This window comes from Anaerococcus marasmi (assembly GCF_900290195.1).
In the GTDB taxonomy this organism is placed as follows: domain Bacteria; phylum Bacillota; class Clostridia; order Tissierellales; family Peptoniphilaceae; genus Anaerococcus; species Anaerococcus marasmi.
Genome location: NZ_OLMF01000004.1, coordinates 724,302 through 745,816, shown reverse-complemented (window position 1 = coordinate 745,816; position 21,515 = coordinate 724,302). Strand labels below are relative to the sequence as shown.

General features: G+C 36.8%; 21 protein-coding genes. 18 read left to right on the top strand and 3 right to left on the bottom strand.

Features of this window, described 5'->3' with window-relative positions:
* A complete protein-coding gene (locus tag C7D97_RS03925) occupies positions 1-204 on the top strand; it encodes a cold-shock protein (RefSeq protein ID WP_105300821.1) in 204 nt (67 codons plus the stop codon).
* A gap of 285 nt (positions 205-489) precedes the next feature.
* On the opposite strand, the gene C7D97_RS03920 is transcribed toward C7D97_RS03925, so the two are convergent.
* Positions 490-786, bottom strand: coding sequence for a rhodanese-like domain-containing protein (locus C7D97_RS03920; RefSeq protein ID WP_105300820.1), 297 nt, complete (start codon positions 784-786; stop codon positions 490-492).
* 109 nt (positions 787-895) lie between these two features.
* Between C7D97_RS03920 and C7D97_RS03915 the strand changes: the two genes are divergently transcribed.
* The 7 genes from C7D97_RS03915 (at position 896) to C7D97_RS03890 (ending at position 7,062) form a co-directional block, all read left to right on the top strand.
* Positions 896-1,561: a DUF969 domain-containing protein gene (locus tag C7D97_RS03915; protein WP_105300819.1), complete on the top strand. Its 666-nt coding sequence runs from the start codon at positions 896-898 to the stop codon at positions 1,559-1,561.
* Positions 1,562-2,491 carry a DUF979 domain-containing protein gene (locus C7D97_RS03910; protein WP_105300818.1) on the top strand — a complete coding sequence of 310 codons (930 nt, stop codon included), beginning with the start codon at positions 1,562-1,564 and terminating at the stop codon, positions 2,489-2,491. It abuts the gene before it with no gap.
* Between the two features lie 8 nt (positions 2,492-2,499).
* The gene (gene pcp / locus C7D97_RS03905; RefSeq protein ID WP_105300817.1) at positions 2,500-3,144 is read left to right on the top strand and encodes a pyroglutamyl-peptidase I; all 645 of its coding nucleotides are present in this window, start codon (positions 2,500-2,502) and stop codon (positions 3,142-3,144) included.
* A gap of 216 nt (positions 3,145-3,360) precedes the next feature.
* Positions 3,361-4,581, top strand: coding sequence for a group II intron reverse transcriptase/maturase (gene ltrA / locus C7D97_RS03900; protein ID WP_205408052.1), 1,221 nt, complete (start codon positions 3,361-3,363; stop codon positions 4,579-4,581).
* A 106-nt stretch (positions 4,582-4,687) separates the two neighbouring features.
* The gene (locus C7D97_RS03895; protein WP_105300815.1) at positions 4,688-5,695 is read left to right on the top strand and encodes an alpha/beta fold hydrolase; all 1,008 of its coding nucleotides are present in this window, start codon (positions 4,688-4,690) and stop codon (positions 5,693-5,695) included.
* 39 nt (positions 5,696-5,734) lie between these two features.
* Positions 5,735-5,887: a hypothetical protein gene (locus tag C7D97_RS10585; protein WP_015778156.1), complete on the top strand. Its 153-nt coding sequence runs from the start codon at positions 5,735-5,737 to the stop codon at positions 5,885-5,887.
* 227 nt (positions 5,888-6,114) lie between these two features.
* Positions 6,115-7,062, top strand: coding sequence for an L-lactate dehydrogenase (locus tag C7D97_RS03890; protein WP_105300814.1), 948 nt, complete (start codon positions 6,115-6,117; stop codon positions 7,060-7,062).
* Positions 7,063-7,133: 71 nt separating this feature from the next.
* On the opposite strand, the gene C7D97_RS03885 is transcribed toward C7D97_RS03890, so the two are convergent.
* Together C7D97_RS03885 and C7D97_RS03880 are read right to left on the bottom strand one after the other, a co-directional pair.
* Positions 7,134-8,402, bottom strand: a complete 1,269-nt coding sequence (locus C7D97_RS03885; RefSeq protein ID WP_105300813.1) for an L-cysteine desulfidase family protein — start codon at positions 8,400-8,402, stop codon at positions 7,134-7,136.
* 2 nt (positions 8,403-8,404) lie between these two features.
* Complete coding sequence (locus C7D97_RS03880) at positions 8,405-9,598, bottom strand: dicarboxylate/amino acid:cation symporter (RefSeq protein WP_105300812.1); 1,194 nt, start codon at positions 9,596-9,598, stop codon at positions 8,405-8,407.
* A gap of 210 nt (positions 9,599-9,808) precedes the next feature.
* Here C7D97_RS03880 and C7D97_RS03875 point away from each other — a divergent pair, with 210 nt between their 5' ends.
* From C7D97_RS03875 to C7D97_RS03830, 10 genes are all read left to right on the top strand, one after another.
* Positions 9,809-10,921 carry an ABC transporter ATP-binding protein gene (locus C7D97_RS03875; protein WP_105300811.1) on the top strand — a complete coding sequence of 371 codons (1,113 nt, stop codon included), beginning with the start codon at positions 9,809-9,811 and terminating at the stop codon, positions 10,919-10,921.
* Positions 10,914-11,705, top strand: a complete 792-nt coding sequence (locus C7D97_RS03870) for an ABC transporter permease (protein WP_105300810.1) — start codon at positions 10,914-10,916, stop codon at positions 11,703-11,705. The genes C7D97_RS03875 and C7D97_RS03870 overlap by 8 nt, the downstream gene beginning before the upstream one ends.
* Entirely contained in the window at positions 11,705-12,514 is an 810-nt protein-coding gene (locus tag C7D97_RS03865; RefSeq protein WP_105300809.1) for an ABC transporter permease, read from the top strand. Before C7D97_RS03870 ends, C7D97_RS03865 begins: the two co-directional genes overlap by 1 nt.
* Positions 12,507-13,586 (top strand): ABC transporter substrate-binding protein, encoded by a 1,080-nt coding sequence (locus C7D97_RS03860; protein ID WP_105300808.1) that lies wholly within the window; start codon positions 12,507-12,509, stop codon positions 13,584-13,586. Before C7D97_RS03865 ends, C7D97_RS03860 begins: the two co-directional genes overlap by 8 nt.
* Positions 13,587-13,590: 4 nt before the next feature.
* Entirely contained in the window at positions 13,591-14,850 is a 1,260-nt protein-coding gene (locus tag C7D97_RS03855; protein ID WP_105300807.1) for a CapA family protein, read from the top strand.
* A 176-nt stretch (positions 14,851-15,026) separates the two neighbouring features.
* Positions 15,027-15,482: a MarR family winged helix-turn-helix transcriptional regulator gene (locus C7D97_RS03850; RefSeq protein ID WP_105300806.1), complete on the top strand. Its 456-nt coding sequence runs from the start codon at positions 15,027-15,029 to the stop codon at positions 15,480-15,482.
* A gap of 65 nt (positions 15,483-15,547) precedes the next feature.
* On the top strand, positions 15,548-16,408 hold the full coding sequence (locus tag C7D97_RS03845) for a fructosamine kinase family protein (RefSeq protein WP_240308886.1): 861 nt from the start codon (positions 15,548-15,550) through the stop codon (positions 16,406-16,408).
* 299 nt (positions 16,409-16,707) lie between these two features.
* On the top strand, positions 16,708-18,090 hold the full coding sequence (locus C7D97_RS03840) for a tellurite resistance TerB C-terminal domain-containing protein (RefSeq protein ID WP_105300804.1): 1,383 nt from the start codon (positions 16,708-16,710) through the stop codon (positions 18,088-18,090).
* Positions 18,077-19,402, top strand: coding sequence for an ATP-binding protein (locus C7D97_RS03835; protein WP_105300803.1), 1,326 nt, complete (start codon positions 18,077-18,079; stop codon positions 19,400-19,402). The genes C7D97_RS03840 and C7D97_RS03835 overlap by 14 nt, the downstream gene beginning before the upstream one ends.
* Complete coding sequence (locus C7D97_RS03830) at positions 19,399-21,489, top strand: DEAD/DEAH box helicase (protein ID WP_105300802.1); 2,091 nt, start codon at positions 19,399-19,401, stop codon at positions 21,487-21,489. The genes C7D97_RS03835 and C7D97_RS03830 overlap by 4 nt, the downstream gene beginning before the upstream one ends.
* Positions 21,490-21,515: the final 26 nt, after the last annotated feature.

The following is a 21,515-nucleotide window of genomic DNA, read 5'->3' as shown; positions in this document are numbered from 1 at the left end:
ATGAATAGAGGAAAAGTTAAAACATTTGACAACAAAAGAGGTTTTGGTTTCATAGAATGGGAAGGAGAGGACCTCTTTGTCCACTATTCTGACATAGAAAGCGATAATAGCTTTAAGAAACTCTACCCAGGCCAAGCCGTAGAATTCGAAAAAATAGACGCCCCAAGAGGCGCCCAAGCCGTTAAGGTAAGGGTAATAGAATAAAAGAAAGGGGCTGTTGCAAAATTATGAATAATCATCGTACCATTGTTAGAAGGTTCTCTTAGGAAATTTTACCTCCCATGGCCGGTGGGCCAAGAAATGCCCGCCGGCAGAAGGAGGCGCGCCTGCCAGCTGATGGAGGCTATTAGCCCGTCGGCTTCGTGAGACTTTCCGTGGAGGTTCTTCTAACGATAATGGTACGATTTATTCATTCTGCAACATCCCCTTTTAATATGTCTATTATTAAGTTTTATTTACTAAATTAATAGAGTTTATTAGAATTCTAAGCTATTTTACAAGCTTATAATCATAAAGATCGACCCCATCTCCAATATAAATATAAGGAAAGCCTGCGGACTTTAGGCTAAGACTTGCAATCTCCGCCCTAGCATTGGACCTACAGTAGACTATGGTAGGCTTATCCTTATCGATTCTATCGAGATTTTCCAAAATCTCATCGTAGGGAATATTGATTGCACCTTCCACATGGCCCAGCTTGTATTCTTCTTCAGTTCTCACATCAATTATATCAAAATTATCTAAATTTTCTTCTAGGTCTTTTCCAGAAATTATTTTACTATACATCTTATTCTCCTTTCCTTTATTATACCGACAAATTAATTTGTATAAAATTTATGATTCTTAAATTTATATAAGACTTCGGGTAAAGTATAGATAAATCATAGGAGGTTTTATGGAATATATTAAATTAATAGGAATCCTGATTATCGTATTAGGTTTTATATTCAAACTGAATATAATCTTTACGGTTGTCCTATCAGGTTTCATCACAGCTTTGGTCTCAGGACTAAGTGTAAGCGAATTCTTGTCGATCTTAGGTGATAGTTTTGTTTCCCAAAGAATAGTAACCATATTTATCATCACTCTTCCAGTAATAGGACTATCGGAAGAGCATGGACTTAAGCAAGTTGCTGAAAATATAGTTAAGAAAAGAGAAAACCTTTCATCAGGTGCCCTTCTTTCAGTATACCTTGCTTTTAGGGAACTTGCTGGTTTCTTGTCAATGAGAATATATGGTTTGGTACAATTCGTTAGACCAATAATCTTCCCAATGGCTAGGGCATCAGCCGAGAAGAAAAAGGGTAAGCTTAGCGAGAAAGAAGTAGAAAGCCTAAAGGCTAGGGGAGCCACCATGGAAAACTTCGGAAACTTCTTTGCTCAAAATACTTTCGTTGGAGCGGCAGGAGTCCTAATGATGGTGGGAACTATGGCAGAGCTTGGCTACAATGTTACAAATATCGAGCTTAGCCAATATTCAATCCCTATAGCTCTTATAACCCTAGTCCTTGGTATTATCAAAAATATCATAGACGATAAGAAGATTAAGGGAGGTAAGTAGATGACAAGAGCAGAATTTTTCCCAATGTTTTTGGAGTTTATCTTTGTAATCATAGGCCTTCAATTCTTCTACACAGCCTATAGGGTAAGTAGAGATCCTTCCAAGGAAAAGAAACTTACAACAATAGTTTTCTGGATAATTCTTGGAATCCTATTTGCTCTAGGGAAAGTCATTCCTTCAGAGATAAGCGGAATCCTCGTTGTCCTAATCGCTATAATTTCTCTTGTCGATGGGATAAAGATTAAGGGAAGTAAGGAAGTAAGCGAGAAGATTCAAATCGCATCTAGCAAAAGGCTTGGACTTAAGGTCTTCTTGCCAGTAATAATCATGGCAGTCCTTGCTATAGCAATAGCAAAAATTATTCCGGAATCATCATCTTCAGTCTTGGGTCTTACTGCAATAATAGCAGTAGTATTTGCCATGGTCCTTACCAAATCAAGCTTTAAGGATATGCTAGACTCATCTGATAGGATGGTTCAACAAGTAGGTGCAGTAGCAATCCTACCACAACTTTTGGCAGCGCTTGGAGCAATCTTTGCTGCAGCAGGAGTAGGTGATGTAATTGCTAAGATTATCGGAGGAATTATCCCAACAGTCAATCCATGGACCGGGGCTATTGCCTATGTCTTGGGTATGGTAATATTTACCATGATTATGGGAAATGCCTTCGCAGCCTTTACAGTAATTACTGCAGGAATAGGAGTACCTTTCGTAATAGCTCAAGGAGCAGACCCAGCCATAGCGGCAGCCCTTGCAATGACATCAGGTTATTGTGGAACACTTCTTACACCAATGGCAGGTAACTTCAACCTCTTGCCAGTGGCCCTACTAGAGATGAAAGATAAGAATAAAGTAATAAAAGAACAAGCCCTACTATCCATAATATTAATTGTAGTTCACATACTACTTATGAGATTTTGGGCGTTTTAGGAGGAAATATGAAAATTTTAATCACAGGATTTGATCCATTTGGAGGAGAGAAAACTAACCCAGCCATAGAATCAGTTAAGAGAATCGATGAAAATATCGAAGGAGCTGAAATCTATAAGCTAGAAATACCAACAGTATTCCACAAGGCAGCTGATAAAATCGAGGAAAAAATCAAGGAAATCCAACCAGATGCAATCCTTTCAATAGGACAAGCTGGTGGTAGATATGATCTAACAGTAGAAAGAGTTGCCATCAACCAAGACGATGCAAGAATCCCTGATAACGAAGAAAACCAACCAATCGATGTTAAAATCAGAGAAGATGGTAAGAATGCATACTTTGCTACAATTCCAATCAAGGCAATGGTAGAAGAAATCAAGAAGGAAAATATCCCAGCCTCAGTATCAAACTCTGCTGGAACCTTCGTATGTAACCACGTAATGTACCAAGACCTCTACTTGGCAGAAAAGTACGGAAATATCAAGGCAGGATTTATCCACGTACCTTTCCTTCCAGAACAAGTCTTAGACAAAAAAGACACAGCATCAATGAGCCTAGACGATATAGTTAAGGGACTAAATGCTGCTGTAAGAGCTATAGTAAAATACGCTGATAAAGAAGATTTAGAAATAACAGGTGGAGCAACCCACTAAAATATTAATCCCTAGAGGCAAGTACCTTTAGGGATTTTTATTTGTGCGCTCGGCATGAACATAATCTAACAGGTGAAAGTCCTAAGTGTGCCCGGTAGTGGGAAACACATAGCCAAAGGCAAGGGTGTCCATCGTGTGGTGGAATCTGAAGGAAGCCCTAGGCAAACTCTTGGTCTGACGAACAGAAATCACATAAGGCAGTTACGTAGGATAAGCTTGCATTACAAAGTAAAATCCAATAAAGGTTCAGCAGGAATAGATGGAATATCAACAGAAGAACTCCTAGAACATCTAAAAGAAAACAAAGATAAAATACTAGGACAAATAAGAGCAAGGAAATACAAGCCCAAACCAGTAAAAAGGGTACAAATACCAAAATCAAATGGTAAGAAACGAAATCTAGGAATACCCACAACAACAGATAGGGTAATACAACAAGCAATAGCACAAATACTAAGCCCCATCTATGAAAATAAATTCTCAGAAAACAGCTATGGATTTAGACCAAATAGAAGTGCACACGATGCCTTAAAAAGGATAAAAGAAATAGCAGATGAAGGATACACATGGGTAGTAGATTTAGACCTAGAAAAATACTTCGACACAGTAAACCAATCCAAACTAATACAAATCCTATCAGAAGAAATAAAAGATGGAGATGTAATATCCTTAATACACAAATATCTAAAATCAGGAATAATGATAGATGGAATAAAAGTAAAATCAGACAAAGGCGTACCACAAGGTGGTCCCCTAAGTCCATTACTCGCAAACATCTACCTAAATGAAGCTGATCAAGAACTTGAAAAATGGGGATACAAATTTGTAAGATATGCAGACGACATGCTAATATTCGCAAGAAATAGGAAAGCAGCCGAAAGATACTACAAAAGAGTCAAAAATCTGTTAGAAGGAAAATTAAAACTTAAAGTAAACGAGGAAAAGACCTCAATAAGAAAATTAAGCCAAACAAAATATCTAGGGTATGGATTTTACCATAACAATGGAACCCAATTAAAAGTACACAAAGAAAGCCTAAAGAAACTAACGGCAAAACTAAAAGCGGTAACAAGCAGAAGTAATTCACTAGGCTATAGGCAAAGAAGAATAAAAATTAACCAAATCGCAAGAGGATGGATTAAATATTTCAAACTTGCAAATATGAGAAAACACCTTCAAATTTTAGACGAATGGTTAAGAAGAAAAATCAGAATGTGTGCATGGAAAGGGTGGAAGAAAGTCAAAACCAAATTTACAAACTTAGTAAAATTAGGGACAGCAAAATATCAAGCTTGGCAATGGGCAAATACACGCAAATCCTATTGGAGAATAGCCAAAAGCCCAATACTAAGCAGAGCTCTTAACAACAAAAGAATAGCTGAAAGGGGGTATATATCCCTATTCAGCTATTACAATAAAGTTCAAATTAAACTGTAGAACCGCCGTATACGGAACCGTACGTACGATGGTGTGAGAGGTCGGTAGATGAATTAATCATCTACCTCCTACTCGATTGGGTATCAATATATTAAGGAGGGCTTGTATGAAATATTTTTTAATAATCGTATTAATCCTACTTATACCTCAAATATATTATTATATACAAGAGAGAAGGTATAGGTCTATTGATACAGGCGAGAAATTTTACAAGAAGTTTGACGTAAGAAGTATATCAAACTATAGAGAATATTATCTAACAGGAGCAGATGGTTTCGATAGCTTTGTAAGAGAGTTAGAAAATGAAAATCCTAAGGCAGTTGTCCAACTAGTTCACGGTATGAGTGAGCATGGCGGAAACTATATGGACTTTGCAAAATATCTAAATGATAATGGTTATGCGGTTGTAATTCATGATCATAGGGGGCATGGCAAGTCCCTAAGCGAAAGATATCCCAACGGCCACATGCAAAGAGCAAGTGAACTTGTAAATGACACATCTAAGCTTACAAAATATATAAAGACTAAATATAAAGATGTGCCAATATACATGTTAGGCCACTCAATGGGATCTATGACTGCTAGGGTATTTTTACAAGAACATGATGATTTGATAAGTAAACTTATCCTAACTGGAACGCCACCACAAGACGGATTTGCAAAAGTTGCCGTTTTCTTTGCAAATGTATTTTGCTTCTATATAGGAAGTCATCAAAGATCAAATGTTATAAATTATATAGTAGGGCCAGGGGACGATTCTCTAGACTTTATATCTTATGATGAAAAAAATAGAGCAGATAAATACAATGATTCGATGAGGGTATTTAACTTCACCATCGGTTATACTAAGGTTTTGATAGAAATAAATAAAAAATTAGCACAAAAATCAAAATATAAGATGAAAAACAAAAATCTTCCAATATATAACTTAACTGGAAGAGATGACATGGTAACAAAGGGTGAGAAGGGAGTAAGTAGATCTCTAAAGCTCCTAAAGGATTTGGGATATAAAAATATAGGAAGCAAAACCTACGACAAGATGCGCCATGAGATACTAAATGAAACAGATAAAGATATTGTTTATGAAGATATCCTAAAAATATTAGAAGACTAATTATTGAACATGGGTAGAATAATAGTAGAGGAGGCTATTATGACTGAAAAGAAAGAAAAAGATATCAAAAAAGAAGAAAAGAATATAAAAGACGGTGAATATTGCGGAGTTGAAAAGTTTAATGGAAAGAAATTCAACACTTGCACAGGCGAAGAAATAGTAGAAGAAGGATACAAGAATCCTGACAAATAAAATAAATAATTATAGCCAAAATCTCTTGGGATAGACTTTAGGTTGGTAGTTTATATCTTCCCATTAGCTCAGCTTTACAAGTTTAGAATGGAGATTTTGGCTTTTTATTTGCCTATTTTTAATCGATAAATCAGATTATTATTCGTTTTATATCTTAATTTTCAATTTGCTTTATAGAGAAATTAAAAGGTGTAAAGTGTATAGGTAGAAAATATTAGGAGGAAATTATGAATAATAGAAATAAAGTTGTCTTGATAGGGGATGGTTTTGTAGGAAGCTCCTACGCTTTTGCTCTAGTAAACTCAACTCTTGCAAGTGAGCTTGTAATTATAGATATAAGAAAAGATAAGGAAGTAGCTGATGTCAACGACCTTTTGGATGCGACAGTCCTAACATCATCTGCAACCATCGTTAGAAGCGGAAGCTATGAAGATTGTAAAGACGCTGACCTTATAGTACTCGCCTATGGAAATAGTCAGAAAAATCTCGTAAATAGGCTTGATGATATCAAGATTGCAACAGAAATGGTCCTAGATACAGTTCCAAAAGTTGTAGAAGATGGCTACGACGGGGTAATCCTTCTTGCAACAAATCCAGTTGATGTTATAGCAAGGGTTGTTGAGGAAGTTTCAGGCTTTCCTTCTGAAAGAATCGTAGGAACTGGAACTAGCCTCGACTCAGCAAGATTTGCCCAATACCTGGCCCTTGAAACAGGTTTTAATGTAGCTGATATCAATGCTTATGTTATAGGAGAGCACGGTAATTCTTCTGTAGCTGTTTGGTCAAATGCCAATATTAATGGGATTGGAATCGATCAATTTATCGACAATATAGACGATTCCTACAAGGATAAAGTAGGAGAGATGATTAGAGATAAGGCCTTTAGGATTATTAAAGGAAAGGGTGCAACTCATTTTGGTATAGCTAATTGTCTCTTAGCCTTTACAAGAGCAATCCTTCTTGACGAGAAGAGAATCCTTATGGCTTCTGCGAGGCTTAGTGGAGAGTATAAGAACGAAGGACTCTATACAGGAGTGCCTACCGTAATCGGCAAAAATGGTGCAGAGAAAATCCTAGAGATGCCAATAGATAAGAGGGAACAAGAAATGTTTGATAAGTCATGTAGGGACCTTAAGGAAAACTTCTTATTGGCAGATTTAAAGAGAAATAGATAAGAAGATTAATTAGAATAAACTTAAGTAATAATTAAAGCTCCCGATTAGGAAAGCCTAGTCAGGAGCTTATTTTATTCAAAGTCTTTGAGATAGTCGTCCTTGCCTATCATCTCGCTTAGGACGACCTCGTCAGTCTTTTTCATTCCGTATTTTGCAATTCTTGCAACTGTATCGATCGTTTTGTCAATATTTTCTTTGACTATGCCATCTCCTACTTCAAAGGAATTGTCTGTTTTGGCCTGCATATAAGAAAGGCTCGCATTTCTTAGGCTTGAAGCGATCTTCATAGCACAAGAGGATTTGGCACCGTCACATATTATGCCCGAGTTTACGGCTAGGGCGTTAGTTATAGTATCTTCTACAATCTTCTTATCTTCTTTGTTTAGAAAAGCAATGGAAGCGATAGCTGCAGCAGAGGCAGATACTACCCCACAGTAAGCAGATAGCTTGCCTATTTTGTTTTTGATATATAAGGCAATTAGATTAGAAAATATAAGGGCCCTGTAGAGCTCATCTTCTGAGAAATCATTGTCTCTGGCGTATAAGATTACAGGGACTGAGGTAGTAATTCCTTGGTTTCCTGATCCTGAGTTAATGATTACAGGCAGCTCACAGCCGTTCATCCTAGCATCAGATCCTGCTGCAGCAAAGGCAGCGAGCTTCTCATAGTAGTTTGATGGGTCATTATTTAGGATGAGTTTTCCTATATTAGCTCCCCAGTCGTTTTTGATTCCTTCTTCTGCGATTTTTTCATTAAAAGAAATTTGTCTATCGAGAATTTCCTTGATATCAGCATAATCACAAGTTCTAGCAAAATCATAAACTTTATCGAAAGAAAAATCTATATCTTCTTTTACTTCTTCTTCCTTTTCCTTTTGATAGATTATCTTGTCGTCCTTTTTTATTTCTATAATATTAGTATGGCTATCAGCTATAGTAACACTTGCCGTTGATTTTTCATTCTCTAATATAATTTCGATAAAAAGTCCTTCCTTTTCTGTGGCAAGATTTACCCTTACCAGGCCTTCTTCTATAATCTTATCGCAGTAATCAAGCTTAGTCTTGTCAACATCTGCTAGGACTTCAAGTTCCCTATTAGGGTCCCCTAAATATATACCAGCAACTACTGATATCTCTATTCCCTTCCTACCCATGGTGGAAGGTACGGTTACAGAGTTGGCGTTTTTAATGATATTGCTAGAAAGATTTGCGATAATCTTTTCTGGGTCAGATCCTAGAACCTCTCTTGCCTTAGCTGATGCGTAGGCGATAGCAATTGGTTCAGTGCAACCTGTGGCTGGGATTAGCTCTTCTTTGATTAGTTCTTTAAAATCAGTCATAACTAGGACCTCGCCTCTTTTGGAACCTTACCTAAAAGTCCAGTAACCATTAGGGCAATAGCTCCATCTCCTGTGATATTGCAAGCCGTTCCGAAGGAATCTTGGAGGGCGAATATGGAAAGGATAAGGGCAGTTCCTGTCGCATCAAATCCAAGAATAGAAGTGATAAGACCGAGAGAGGCCATTACAGTTCCTCCTGGAACTCCTGGTGCTCCTATAGCAAATATTCCAAGAAGGAGAATGAAAAGAATCATATTTCCTGTGCTTGGAAGAGCACCGTAGAGGACTTGGCTTACAATCATTACGAAAAATGTTTCTGTAAGAACTGATCCACAAAGGTGGGTGTTGGAGCAAAGTGAAACTACGAAGTCTCTTATCTTAGGATCTAGGGTCTTGGCCTTTCTTGAGCATTGAAGTGAAACTGAAAGTGTTGCAGCTGAAGACATTGTGCCAAGGGCTGTAACGTATGCTGGTGGGTAGTATTTTAAAACTTCCATAGGATTAGTCTTAGAAAACATTCCGCCGAGGGCATAAAGGAGGAATAACCAAATATAGTGGCCTAAAATTACGATCACTATGACCTTGAGAAATACTGGAAATTGGCTTAGGATTACTCCTTCATAGGAAAGTTCTGCGAAGGTTGTCGCAATATAAAAAGGTAACACTTTAATGATTACACGATTTACTATCTCAAGAACCATATTATTGAACTCTCGTAAAAGATTTGCCCAAGTTTCAGATTTGGTCCAAATTACTGCAAGGCCGAAAAGAATTGCTGTTACTAGAGCTGTCATTACAGGCATGATGGAAGGGATATCCATTTGGAATAAGATCTCTGGAATCTTTTTTCCGGCTTCTGTGGCACTTACTATGTTAAGGTGAGGTATAATTGCAGTTCCGGCAACAAAGGAGAATAGTGCAGCTCCCACTGATGAAAGATAGCATATGATTAGGGTGAGAGATAAAACTCTGCCTGCACTTTCATTTAAGGAAACTATAGCCGGAGTAATGAAGGCTAGGATTATTATTGGCACTATGTAGTTAATTAGGTTACTTAGAATGTTTTTGATTGTAGAAATAACCTGGATTGCACCTTCGTTAGCAATATTACCTAGGAAAATTCCTATAGCAATAGCTATAATTAACTTGAAAAGCAGGCTGTTAAGAAACGATTTTTTAACTTTTGCGTCTGACATAAAGACCTCCTAAATAAATATATTTATAAATAAATTATAAGCTATAGGAAATTTTCGGTCAAGAAAAAGTTTTCATAGACTAAGTTTAGTATTAGAAAACTTATTCGTGAGATTATTTTCATCTATTGTAAAAATAATTAATAAAGCTATAAAAAGATTATGATTTTATGGTATACTTTTCTATAAGATAAGAAGAAAGTAGGATGTGAGATGGAAAATAATTTTTCTAACAAAAGTGTCGTCTTAAGAAATGTAAGTAAGTCTTATGATGACGAACTAGTTTTAAAAACTGTAGATCTAACGCTTGAGAAGGGGAAGTTTTATACGCTTTTAGGACCTTCAGGTTGCGGGAAAACTACAATACTTAATATAATAGCAGGCTTTGTCGAACAAACTAGTGGGGATGTATTTATAAATGGGGAAGAGGTAAGTGATACCCCAGCCAATAAGAGAAAGGTAAATACTGTTTTCCAAAATTATTCTCTCTTTCCTCATATGAATGTCTACGATAATGTTGCCTTCGGCTTAAATATTAAGAAGATGGATAAGAAGCTGATCAAAGAAGAGGTCGAAAAGGCGCTCGATATGGTAAACCTATCAGGTTTTGAGAAAAGAAAAATCTCCCAAATGTCAGGTGGTCAGAGGCAGAGGGTCGCTATAGCTCGTGCTATTGTTAATAGACCTGACGTCTTGCTCTTAGATGAGCCTTTATCTGCTCTTGATATGAAGCTAAGAAAGTCCATGCAGGTCCTTCTTTCAAATATCCAGTGGGAGCTTGGTATTACCTTTGTCTTTGTAACCCACGATCAGGAAGAAGCCCTTGCCCTATCTGATGAGATTTTCGTAATGGATAAGGGCGAGATTGTCCAATCAGGAACGCCTACAGATATCTACGATGAGCCAATTAATAGGTATGTTGCAGAATTTATCGGAGAGAGCAATATCCTAAGTGCCGTGATGAAAGATGACTATCTAGTAGAGTTTTCCAACAAGGACTTTGCCTGTGAGGATGCAGGAATTCCTAAGGGAGAGAAGGTTGAAGTAGTTATAAGGCCTGAGGATATCAATGTCTCAAAGGAGGGGCAAGCTGATATCAAGGTGAGTGTGGACAATGTCTTGTTCAGGGGAGTCTTTAATGAGCTAATTTGTTTTGATGAAGATAATTTCAGATGGAAGATTCACACCACCCAGAGCTTTGAAGAAGGTGATGTTGTGGGCATTTCTATAGATCCTAGCGATATTCATGTAATGAGATTTAACGAATCTGAAGACGATTTCGATAAGAGGATAGAGAAATATTCTATAGGAGATGATGATGAATAAAAAATACAGGGCCCTATCTAGTGTATATTATTTGTGGATTGTACTTTTTATTATTGCTCCCATAGCCATGCTTTTGTATCAATCATTTTTTGATATATATGGCAACTTTACCTTTGACAATTATATTTCTTACTTTAGCTCAGCAAATTATATCAAGATGACCCTAAATTCATTCTTGACGGCCTTTTTGATAACTATAACGACCCTGATTTTGGCCTATCCCTTTGCATATTTTCTGACTAATTCAAGAAACAAGGAGTTCTTCCTCCTTTTGGTAACACTACCTACTTGGATTAATCTATTGCTAAAGGCCTATGCCTTTATCGGACTTTTGAGCAAGCATGGACCAATTGCCCAGGTATTTTCTCTAGTAAGCGAAGGGCTTTTGTTTACAAATCCTGCCTTCGTCTTGGTAGCATCTTACGTGGAGCTTCCCTTTATGATTCTTCCAATCTTTAGGGCCCTTGATTCTATACCAAATGAGTACCTAATAGCAAGCGAGGATCTAGGAGCGAGTAAGTGGCAGACTTTTAGAAAAATTATCCTTCCCCTTTCTATGGATGGAGTAATAGCAGGGAGTCAGGCCGTATTTATCCCCTCCTTATCACTCTTTCTAATTACAAGAATCATAGGAGGAAATAAGATTATAACTTTGGGAACTGCGGTTGAGGAGCATTATCTGGTTACACAAAACTGGGGCATGGGAGCAACTATAGGTCTTGTCTTAATCCTACTTATGTTTGTGGTAATGAGTGGCCTAAATGCTAGAAAGGATAAAAATTAATGAAGAAAAAATTTAAAATTTCAGATTTATACTTAATATTTATCTTTATCCTCTTATACCTACCCATAGCCTATCTAATATTTTATTCCTTCAATAGTGGGACTAATATGAATACCTTCGTGGGATTTTCCCTAGATCATTATAAGGAGGTCTTCCAGGATACTAGGCTTTGGACGATTGTAATAAATACCATAGTCTTGGGGCTTTTGTCAAGCCTTATAGCTACTATTATTGGCACTTGTGGAGCCATAGCAATCTATTATCTAAGAAATGAAAGGATTAGAAAAAGGGTCCTAAACTTAAACTCGGTCCTTATGGTTATGCCTGATGTAATGATGGGAGCAAGCTTTTTGGTTCTCTTTACCTTTCTTATAAAGATACCAATGGGCTTTATGACGGTTTTACTCTCTCATATAGCCTTCTCGATTCCCATTGTGGTCCTTATGGTTTTACCAAGACTTTATAGTCTAAATCCTTCGATGATTCTTGCGGCAGAAGATTTGGGGGCAAGTGATATAACTATCCTTAACAAAATCATCCTGCCAAATATTACAAGCGGGGTACTCACAGGATTTTTCATGGCCTTGACCTACTCCTTGGATGACTTTGCAGTTACCTTTTTCGTGACAGGATCTGGATTTACAACACTTTCTGTTGAGATTTACTCTAGGGTTAGGACGGGGATTTCTCTTGAGATAAACGCCCTATCGACCTTGATGTTTCTAGCATCTCTCTTTTTGGTAGTGATTTATTATTTTATCAGCCAAAGGGAGATGAATATAATGGAAAGGAGGAAGTTAGATGAATAAGGTATATAAATTTTTCCTAGCTTGTATCGTGGGAATTTTCCTCCTTTTAGGTCTTAAGTCCATACTTGTTGGAGGGAAAAAGACAGCTGAAGCAAATACCTTTTACTTATATAATTGGGGAGATTATATTGATCCTGAGCTTTTGGATAAGTTTGAGGAAGAGACTGGTTTTAATGTAGTTATGGAAACCTTCGATTCAAATGAGGCTATGATTACAAAGATTAAACAAAAATCAACCGACTTTGATATATGTATCCCTAGCGAATACGCAGTAGAGATGATGAGAGACCAGGGACTTCTAGAAAAGCTCGACCATTCGAAGATAGAAGGACTTTCTAATATTGACGAGAGATTTCTGGATAGGGAATATGATCCCGGAAATGAATATTCGATTCCTTATCTGTGGGGAACATTTGGTATTTTATATAATACTAAAAAATACCAGGCCAGTGACTTTGATTCATGGAAAAACTTGTGGGATCCTAAGTTTAAGGGAGAAATCCTAAGCTTCGATGGAGCTCGTGAAACAATGGGAATAGGACTTCTCGCAAATAACTTAAGCTTAAATACAGAAGATCCAGATAAGCTAATAGAGGTAAGAGATGAGCTAATAGGCTTTATGGGAAATGTAAAGGCCATCCTTGCCGATGAGATAAGGATGTATATGGCTTTAGAAGAAGCCAATGTCGGCATAACATTTTCAGGAGATGCCTCAAGTGCCATAGAATCTAACGAGAATCTAGCTTATGCCATACCAAAGGAGGGATCTAATATCTGGTTTGATACCATGGTTATACCTAAAACTAGTAAAAACAAAAAAGCAGCCTATGCCTTTATCAACTTCATGTTAGAGCCAGAAAATGCTGCCCAAAATGCAGATTATATTTGGTATGCGACTCCAAACAAGAAGGCGATGGATTTAATAGATCCTGAGGCTCGATATGACAAGACCCTTTATCCAGATGATGAAATTATAAATAAACTAGAAGTTTTCAAGGCCCTAGATAAGGAAAGTACTATTTTGTATAATGATCTTTTCCTAGACCTCAAGATTTCGCCAAAGGCAAAGTGATAATATGAAAAAGAAATTAAGAATATTTTCCTTAGTCTTTCTTATAATAACAAGTCTTGTAGCTTGTAATATGGCAGAAAGCTCAAAGGGAGAAGCCCTAAACAAGAAGGACTTTGAAAGAAGAGTCAAGAAGGATGATGTAAGGAATAATAGGTATCCAGAAATAGATGCCTATATTGAAAAGAACAAAAAGAAAAAGGAAGAGGAAAGGGAAGAAACAAAGACTGCAAGCCTCCTATTTGGTGGAGACATAATCCCTCACATGCCAATAAATGACTACGCCCTAAACTACGGCGGAGGCGTTCATGACTATTCTAGATCCTTTGAGGATATCAAGGATTTTGCCGAAGACTTTGACTTCTTTATGTTAAATAATGAATTCAGTGTAAATGATGAGTACGAAGTATCTGGCTACCCTAGCTTTAATTCCAATGAGAATATCTATAAGGCTATGAAAAATGCTGGAGTAGATCTTGTCACAACAGCAAATAACCACTGTCTAGACACGGGTGTAGATGGAGTAACTAGTACAATTGAAGCTATCAAAAAACATGACCTAGACTATGTTGGAACAAGTGAGTCTTCCTACAGACCTTATGTAATTAAGGAAGTAAATGGTATAAGGATAGGAATTCTTTCCTATACAGAAATCCTAAATGGCAACGACTACCTCCTAGATACTAAAGAAAAATATAATATGGTAAACACCCTTTCTCCTAAACAAGTAAAGACTGATATAGAAAAACTTAAGAAGAAAAAAGTAGACCTTATCGTAGTATATCCTCATTGGGGTGAGGAGTACTCTTCATATCCAAGAGAAGATCAAATAGAATTAGCCCATGATATGGTTGACTGGGGAGCAGACCTCGTCATAGGAAACCACCCTCACGTAATCCAGCCTAAGGAAGTCTATGAGACTAAGGATGGAAAAATTGGCTTGATCTACTACTCCCTAGGAAATCTTCTCTCAAACCAAAAGGCAGAGGCCTTCGAGGAAGATTATAGGGTAGAACAAGGTCTCCTTGTCGAGTGCAATATAGAAAAAAAACCAGGAGATAAGGCGAGGATTACATCCTTTAAGTCCCATACGACAATAGTAGATAGGTCCTATGACGAATATGGGTATTTGGATAAGACCTATGTTGCTACAAGGTATCTCGAAGACGAAGATATGATGAAAACTCTAGATTACGGAAGCCAAGAATTAATTAGACTAGGAAATGAGATGAATCTTGACACCCTATATAGAGAAATAGAAGAGTAGAGCGATTAACTTTACGAAGAAAAGCCTAGATGAATATATTTAGGCTTTTTGCATTTATTTTCTATCCTAAGCAAACTTTACAGAAGCCTTATTCATAGATATAATGAAAAACAGGGCTTATATAGCCCTAATTTGAAGGATGTCAAAGGAATTTGGTATCTGAAAGGAGAGATATTATGGCGAGATTTGAAGAATATTTGCCAGTTGCAACAGCAATAGCTGCTAAGTCTATGAACGATGCTTTTAATAATGTTGTTTTAAAATATGGACTTACTAGAAGTCAATGTATTGCTTTGTACTACATAGATTTAGACGGTTCAACCAATCAAAAAGATTTGGCCAAAAAGATGAATATTAGAGAATCAACTATGACAGGCCTATTAGAAAGAATGGAAAGAGATGGATTGATAGTGCGTAAGCCAGACAAGGAAGACATGAGAAGAAAGACAATCAGTCTTACAAACAAGGGCGAAGACAAGTTTTCTGAAATATCTCAGGTCACGAAAGAATTCGTCAAAGAAGCCACAAATAAGATTTCCGATAGGGATATAGAAATCTATACAAAAGTCCTAGATCAATTGGTTGAATATACTCTAGATTGGCAAGAACGTAAGATCAAATCATTTGAATGAAAACGTCATATCAGCGATGCTGGTATGGCTTTTTATTTTGGGTAAAAGTTATAAGAGGTGATAATGTGATAGATTTAGATATAAATATAGATGGAGCTTATGATATAAGAAGTGTCAGGGGAGGAGATGTGAACGAGGCCTTTAAGGTATACACAGACAAGGGGCCACGTTTTCTTCTAATCCAAAGGGGAGGAGACAATAATTTCTTCCAGGCAGAAATAAAAGGTCTTAAGCTTTTTGAAAAAAACGGAGTAAATGCCCCTAGGGTTTTGGATAGTGGAGTAAGTAAAGAGGGAGCTTATCTCATTTTAGATTATATAGAAGAAGGTAGATGGCAAGATCAGAAAGACCTTGCTAGAGAACTTAAAAAAGTTCATAAAATCGAAAGCCCTAATGGCAAGTTCGGCTTTGAATTTGCCTATCGTGGGTCTTCTATTTCCTTTTCCAATGCCTTTAAGGATAACTGGAGGGAAGTTTTCCTAGAAGAAAGATTAGATAAGCTCAAAGATAAGCTAGTAGAAGGAGGAATTTGGTCTAGGGAAGATTTAGCTACTTACGAAAAGATCAGAGAAGTGATAGATACTTATCTTAGAAGACGAGAAAGTGCGCCCGTCCTCCTTCATGGAGATTTGTGGCCCGGCAATGCCATGTTTTCTGTTGATGGAGATCCTTATCTTTTCGATCCAGCTCCCCTATATGGAGATTGGGAGTTTGATATCGGAGTAAGTACAGTGTTTTCTGGCTTTGATGATGATTTCTACAGGACTTATCTACAAGATATTAAAAAAGATCCTGAAAGGGCTATAAGGCTTGAGTTTTATAGACTTTACCTCCTTATGGTCCACCTTCATAAGTTTGGAAATATGTATAGGTCCTCAGTTGACCTATCAATGGAGAAAATCCTATCGAAAAGTATGGACAAGTAAGATTTGCTTTTAAATATTATCTTGATTAGCTGGCTTTGCCAGCTTTAGACTGTAGTCAAAATCAAATTGACCCTTATTTCGACCGAACGGAGTGAGTGGAGAAATCTAATGAGATCTCTCCATGCGTTCGTTTCACTCTCTTAGTCGAGATAAAGGTAACTTAACTATAGAATAAATCTAAGCTAAATCTTCTTTGTCTATCTTCTGAGCTGGCTTTGCCAGCTTTTTTGTGTCCTTATATAAAAGATAAATCTTACAAAGAAGTATAATGGTAAGAAGAGGATTTTGAAGGAGGGCTTATGAAGATTGATGACGTAGTGGATTTGATTGATGGTTTGCTTAAAGACCTATCGACAATTGATAAGAAGGATAGGAAAAAAACTTATAAGAGAAAACTAGGCAAGGTAGAATTTAATTTTCATATTGAAGATAAAAAGAAAGAAAGTCCTAGAAATGTTTCATATAAGGACTCAGATAATTATTTGGGCTTTTGGTCAGAATATAAGGGTCTTTTAGATAAGCTTTCCTATAAGAGAGAAGATATGAAACTGATAGGTCAAGTTAATCGAAGGTTCAATCAAGTATGGTCTAATAAAGATTCCAGAGACTTAGTCGTAGAAGCCTATTTGACTATTCTTAAAAAGGCCCTAGATGAAAAAAGCCAAGATACAGAAAAAATTAGAAAATACACAAGTCCCTACACCCTTTCGGAATCTATCCTTGAAGCCCTCCTTCTAGTAACAGAGAAAAAGTTTAGGGAATACTTTTGGATTTTTGCTAAAATAGATTCTAGTAAACAAGTAGAAGTCTTAGAAAAAAATGATTCTAGAAACTTGTTGGACTTTTTCTTAAAAGAGTTGGATTCTTACTATAGAGACATTGATGTCTTAAGAAAAGAAGAAATTTTTGAAAACTATCTTCTAGCAAATCCAAACAAATTAAAAGATTGGACCTCTTATATTCTAGAAGCTGATATAAGTAAGCAAATAAGCTTCGTTGAAGGCCATAAGGACCTCGTCGATATGGAAAAGCTTTCTAGAAATTTAAGCAATTCAGATTTTCCTCCGACCAAGGCCCTGGGCTTTTATTATTTATTTAATGACGGAAAAATTTTAAATAAAGATAAAAATAAGGTCTTAGAGATTATTCATGAAGAAAATTATGACCAATTTATTAAACTTATAGAGACGAGGGATATGTCAATTGAGCTTATAGATGAAATTCTAAGACTCGATAAGAAGCCTAAAAAGAGGATTCAAATCGATGGGGCCAAGCTTTCTTCATCAAGGAAGGATCTTCATGAAACAGTAAGCATAGTCGAAGACTTTTTGGCTGATAGCAAAAAAGATATAGAAGATAGTAGCCATAAGGAAGAAGCTCTTAGAGATCATGTAAACATAAATGAATATAACAAAGACGACAAAGAAGATGAGGACATTTCTATAAGCGAGGCTAGCAGGAACTTTCTTAAATTGATCCTTAAAAATGGATCGGTTAGAGAAGATGTGGCTAGTGAAATCGCCCTAGAAGAGGGGAAAATCCTCAATTCTTTTATAGGAGATATAAATGATGAATTGTTTGATTATATAGACGATCAGACTTTGGTAAATGAAGATGGAAAGATAATTATAGATTCTTTCTATCTAGAAATGATTAAGGAGATTATAGATGGCAAAGATTAATCCGAAGCAAGCACAAGTGATAATCAAATCCCTAGAAGCAGGTGTTGTGCCAAATATAGGGATAGAACACCTCCTTGTAGGAAGGCTTTCTGAAGTAGAAGAGATAATTGAAGTATTAGACGAAGTAAGTAGGGGAGGAAGTGATTTTAGATTGTGGGTAGGCGACTTCGGTTCAGGTAAGTCCTTTATGCTCGCCACAATAGAGCAACTTGCCTTATCCAAAAACTTCGTCACATCTACCATAGATCTCGCTCCACAGAGGAGGTTTTATGCAACAGATAAGAAGGCCCAGGCCCTTTACAGGGAAATTGCTGATAATATCAAGACCAAAACCAAAAGGACTGGCAATGTCCTAGGAGAGATTGTTGAAGAGTGGATAATGAAAATATTCACTGAACTATCCCAGGAAAACCTATGGGAAATGAAAGATTTAATCAGGGGAGAATATAGGAAGGCTGTAGAAGATAAAATCTTAGACTCAATAGAAGATTTTGACTCAGTAGGTCTTTCCTATGAGATGGGTCAGGCTATTGTAAAATATTACGAAGGCCTTGTTAGTAATGACAGAGACCTTAAAACTAAGGCCATTCGTTGGTTAAGGGGAGATATTTCAACAAAGACAGAGGCGAAAAGAGAGCTTGGTATAGGAGAGATTATCAATGACGACAATTACTTCGAAGCTATCAAAAACCTTTCTGAGCTTTTTAGCTCAATTGGATTTTCTGGCTTTGTGATTAACTTTGATGAAGCGGTCAATCTCTATAAGCTTGCCCAATCCGTAACTCGACAGAGAAATTATGAGAGAATATTAAATATTTATAACGAGACCAAAAGTGGAAGGGCCAAGAATCTTTTTATAAACTTTGGTGCTACAAGGGCTACAGTCTTTGATGAGTCTAGAGGAATGAGCTCCTACGGGGCCCTTGCTGGAAGACTTGGAGAGCTTTACGATAAGGACTCAGACCTTATAAATACTAAAAAGACCGCTCTCTTACTTAAACCCCTAACAGAAGAAGAAATTTTCACCCTCCTTGAAAATCTCCTTAATATTTATAATATCAATTACGGGGAAGAAATACACATGGATAAGGAAACTATTATAAAATACATGGAAGGACAGCTCAATAGACCAGGAGCCAAGGAGTTTCTTACCCCTAGGGCTGTAATCAAGGACTTCCTTGAAATCCTAGATCTTAAAAGACAGAATCCGGAAGTAAGTATAGAGCAAATCTTGGAAAGTAAATTTCAGGGTCTAACAAGTCCTGTCGAAAAAGATCCTGATGATCACGACGACGATATCTTTATCCTATGACAGATCCATATTCACTATTATCAAGGCCTATGAGGGAGTTCGTCTACAAAAACAAGCGGCCAAGTCTAACCAAGATTCAGAAAGCTTCTATCGAAAACTTCGTGAAAAGTTGTGACAATCTAGTCCTCATAGCAAAAACTGCAGCTGGCAAGACTGAGGCAGCCTTTCTACCTGCCATATCAGAAGCAAATGACTTCGATAAGGGGCTTAGGATTCTTTATATATCTCCACTTATAGCCTTGATTAACGATCAGTTTGAGAGAGTCCTCGCCATGTGTGATGATATTGGTATTAATGTTACTAGCTGGCATGGTGAGGCCAATCAGACGAAAAAAGAAAAATTATTGGAAAATCCTTCTGGAATTTGTCTTATGACTCCAGAATCTCTCGAGGCAATTTTTGTAAACAAGGGACATGCGGCTAAGAAATTATTTAGGGGATTAGATTATATAATAGTCGACGAAATCCACAGTTTTCTTACTGGAAATAGGGGTGTCCAGCTTAAGAGTCTTCTTACGAGAATACTTTCCTATACTGATAAAAATCCGAGATTTATTGGCCTATCTGCAACAGTAGGAAATCTAAATTACGATATTTGTAAGAATTTTTTTAAAAATAAGAGGGCTACTAAATTAATAGTAGACTCATCCAAAAACGAGCTAGAGGCTACGATTTCTTATAATGAGGAAGATCATATAAGCGATAAGACGATTGGGCAAATTTTATCTTTTGCAAGTGAAGGATCGATGCTTGCTTTTCCAAACGCTAGAAAACTTGTCGAAGAGCTTGCCGTAAAGCTTAAGAAGAAAGCTAGGGAAGATAAAATAAAGACTCAAATCTTCTCCCACCATTCTTCTGTTAGCAAACAAAGAAGAAAGGAAATAGAAAACTTTGCTAAAAATAGACATGGGGAAAATTTCATAATCTGTGCGACATCAACCCTTGAGCTAGGTATCGATATAGGTAGTGTCTATTCGATTTGTCAGTATGGGTCTACAAATTCTGTCCTATCTCTCGCCCAAAGGCTGGGAAGGTCTGGCAGAAAAACTGGGAAGTCTATTCTCCATCAGATTGCTACAAATCCTTGGGACTTAGTCCAGTCGCTTGCGACAATTATCCTATTTAAGGAAGGAAGACTTGATAAAATTGATCCTATAAAGAGCCCTTATGATGTATTTGCCCATCAAATCCTATCTACTCTATTAGAAAAAAATGGATTAAGTGTCGACGATTATGTGAGTCTGTATAAGAAGTTAGACTTTGATATAAACCATGAGGAATTTATGGAAATTACTGCCCATATGGTAGAGGAAGGTTATATAGAAAAACTGGAAAATGAATATATAGGAGGAAGAGAATGCGAAAAGCTCCTCAAGATGGGATCTTTCTACAATCAATTTATAAGGAAGGATAATTTTCATGTATTTAGTGAAAAGGGGAAGATTGGAGAGATAGAAAAATCTATAGACTTAAAGAAGGGAGACGGGCTCTATCTGGCTGGATCCATTTGGCAGGTTGAATCTATTAATCTAAAGGCTAAAAAAATCATAGTAAGTAAGGCAGAAGAGGGCAAGGCGCCCGACTTTAGCTCATCTACTAACAAAGAGACATCTGATGAGATTAGAAGAAAAATGGAAGAAATTATAGAGAAAAGAGCAAAATATTCCTTTAACGAAAAAATCAATGGAGTAATCGATAGCTTGAAGACCAATCCAGATGCCGAAGGCTTCTATTTAATTAACGATAAGGATGGAGAAGGCCTTAGGACCTTTCGTGGGACAAGGATTAATAGGACAATTAATCTTATGCTAAATATAAGATCTACTCTTTCTAATTACAAGCTAACAGATTACTCATCTACCATAAGAGGGAAAAATATAAGAAAAAGGCTTAATGAAATTAGGAAAAATCCAGTTTTAGAAAGTGAAATCATATCATATCTTCAAAATAATCCAAAAATTGTCTGTGCCTATCTTTTAGGAAATAAGTACATTGACCTTGTGAGTGAAGATCTTAAGATAAGGTACATCTTAAGGAATTTACTTGACCTAGATGGATCCTATAATTATTTGAAGATAGAAAAATAAATATGTATTTGGGTAAGATATTAGTA